The following is a 2,440-nucleotide window of genomic DNA, read 5'->3' as shown; positions in this document are numbered from 1 at the left end:
AAGCGGTATCTGCTTGTCGCAGTACATCAATGCTGGTGGCATCAACGGATGGAAAAACAGAGATCCCAATACTAACGGTGCAATACAGTTGGTGATCATCAATAGAGTAGGGGTTTGAAATTAGCGCGAGTAGCTGTTTTGCCATATCTGGCGCATCTTCTGGTCTTACATTCGGCATGAGGATTGTAAATTCATCGCCCCCAATTCGAGCGGCGAGATCACCTTCTTTTACCCAAGCCTCAATACGCATCGAAATCGCTTTAATTAAGTGATCACCAATCGTATGCCCAAGAGAATCATTGATCGTTTTAAAACGGTCTAGATCTAAATAAAATAAGGCACCTGACGTATTCGACTTAACTGCTGCACTGATGGTTTGGTTGAGGGTTTTTAATAACAGGCTACGATTTGCTAACCCTGTTAGGGTGTCATAATAAGCCAACTGGTTTAGCTGACTTTCGGCGGCTTCCCTTGCTTGCCAAAGGCTGTGAAATGAAGTCGCAAGTCGACTCAGTTCATCTTGTCGGTGAGCGGTAGGGAGTGGTAAAGCCGTTTGTCTATCTTGCAGTGACTTTACCCACTCAATCAAAGTGACAATAGGTTTAGACAACTTGTAGTAAAAAAAGGCGAGTAAGATTGTAGTGAGCAACACATTTCGAATTAAATCGAAAATCAGTATCCGACTAGATTTAGAAATAAACGCTTCAGCAATACTTGAACCATTGACGGAAAAACTCAGTTTACCGACAACGACACTTGAGTTTGGTTGGTGAAGTTCGATGCTATAAAATGGCGAGGTAGGTGTTAAGAAATCGGATAATACTTGATTAATCAAATCTTGCTGTTCAATGACGTTGTCTTTTTTCGTGAGGATGTCACCAAAATCATCGACAATTTCGACACTATAAACCGCATTATCCATCATCAGGCTTGACGCCACTTGTTCTGCGAGTAAATGGTTCAAGTGGTATGCGGCCTGACTTGCGTTCGAGTAATTTTGTAAAAGCTTGAACTGATAGTGCTCTTCAATTCGAGTTTGTTCCTGATGAAGATCCACCAAAATGTGATAAAAACTAAAAAAAACACCTAGAACTACTGAAACCAAAAAAACGGTTTTTGCCTGCCTAAATGCTAAAGAATGTATTTTTTTTGTATTCGTCATACCTAAAACCAAAATCCCTTATCTATTTAGTTATAGCTCATATTTATTGATAGTTTAGTCTTCAATAATATTTTCATTCCCATAGTGGGATCTTATTGATGAATCTTTACTCACAGACAAGTTGCCCATTGCGTCAATATAAGGGAAAATACGCCGCAATTAGATTCGCCTAGCTAACTTTAGGACAAACAATTAGGTTGTTTACGGTTAGCCCTCAAAGAAGATCACATTTCATGTCAAATACACCATTTATTGGTGAGGTATCTAAGCGTAGAACCTTCGCCATTATTTCTCACCCGGATGCGGGTAAAACCACGATTACCGAAAAAGTACTTTTATTCGGAAACGCGATTCAAAAAGCGGGTACCGTAAAAGGCCGTGGCTCAAACCAGCATGCTAAGTCTGACTGGATGGAGATGGAGAAAGAACGTGGTATCTCGGTAACAACATCGGTAATGCAGTTCCCGTATAACGAATGTTTGGTGAACTTACTAGATACTCCGGGACACGAAGATTTCTCGGAAGATACTTACCGTACTTTGACGGCTGTTGACTCTTGTTTGATGGTAATTGATGCTGCTAAAGGTGTCGAAGACCGTACACGTAAATTAATGGAAGTGACACGTCTTCGTGATACGCCTATCGTTACGTTTATGAACAAACTTGACCGTGATGTTCGTGACCCAATGGAAGTATTGGATGAAGTAGAAAGCGAACTCGGTATGGCTTGTGCTCCTATCTCATGGCCAATTGGTTGTGGTAAAGAGTTTAAAGGTGTTTACCACATTCACCGTGATGAAACTATCTTGTACGAATCTGGCCATGGCCATGAGATCCAAGAAGTTCGTATCATCAAAGGTCTGGATAACCCTGAGCTAAATGAAGCGGTAGGCGATGATCTTGCAGAAAGTGTACGTGAAGAGCTTGAGCTTGTTATCGGTGCTTGCCCTGAATTTGATCATGAGCTTTTCCTTGCTGGTGAACTAACGCCTGTTTACTTCGGTACTGCACTTGGTAACTTTGGTGTTGACCACATGCTAGACGGCTTGACTGAGTGGGCTCCGGGTCCGCAAACTCGCCAAGCAAACGAGCGTGAAGTTGTTGCAACAGAAGAAAAGTTCTCTGGCTTCGTATTTAAGATCCAAGCAAACATGGATCCTAAGCACCGTGACCGTATCGCATTTATGCGTATCGTATCGGGTACTTACAACCAAGGTATGAAGATGAACCATGTTCGTACAGGTAAGAACGTAAGCATTTCTGATGCTGTTACTTTTA

At 41.8% G+C, this 2,440-nt stretch carries 2 protein-coding genes; one reads left to right on the top strand and one right to left on the bottom strand.

The window, feature by feature from the left end; translation table 11 throughout:
* On the bottom strand, window positions 1–1,162 hold a 1,162-nt coding region (locus L4C33_RS21515), incomplete at its 3' end, for a diguanylate cyclase domain-containing protein (RefSeq protein WP_428814426.1).
* Window positions 1,163–1,395: 233 nt separating this feature from the next.
* Between L4C33_RS21515 and prfC the strand changes: the two genes are divergently transcribed.
* Window positions 1,396–2,440 (top strand): peptide chain release factor 3 (gene prfC / locus L4C33_RS21510; RefSeq protein WP_428814425.1); only part of this gene is annotated, 1,045 nt, incomplete at its 3' end.

Origin of the sequence: Vibrio makurazakiensis, from assembly GCF_050337375.1 — a bacterium.
Lineage (GTDB): Bacteria > Pseudomonadota > Gammaproteobacteria > Enterobacterales > Vibrionaceae > Vibrio > Vibrio makurazakiensis.
This window is presented reverse-complemented; position numbering and strand designations above follow the sequence as displayed.